Annotated in this window: 1 protein-coding gene; it reads left to right on the plus strand. The window is 66.1% G+C overall.

Going from position 1 to position 366, the window contains the following annotated elements:
• Positions 1-366 (plus strand): integrase core domain-containing protein (locus tag ACFHWY_RS28915; protein ID WP_416583390.1); only part of this gene is annotated, 366 nt, incomplete at both ends.

Here is a 366-nt window from a genome sequence, read left to right on the forward strand (position 1 = left end):
ACCCGTACATCGAGGCCAGCTTCAAGACGTTGAAGTACGACCCGAGCTTCCCGGACCGGTTCGGATCGATCCAACACGCCCGGCAGCACTGCGAGGCGTTCTACACGTACTACAACCACGAGCACCGGCACTCCGGGATCGCCCTGCACACCCCGACCTCGGTCCACCACGGCACCGCCGGACAGATCCGCGAGCAGCGGCAACGAACCCTCGACACCGCCTGGGCCATGCACCCGCAACGATTCGGTCGCCGCCGCCCTCAGCCACCCCGCCTCCCAGACCAGGCATGGAACAACAAACCCGACAACCACGACCCCGAACCAGCCACCACCCCGGCCACGACCAGCCAACCAGCAGCACAAAGCT

Source organism: Micromonospora sp. LOL_024, from assembly GCF_048060415.1.
Lineage (GTDB): Bacteria > Actinomycetota > Actinomycetes > Mycobacteriales > Micromonosporaceae > Micromonospora.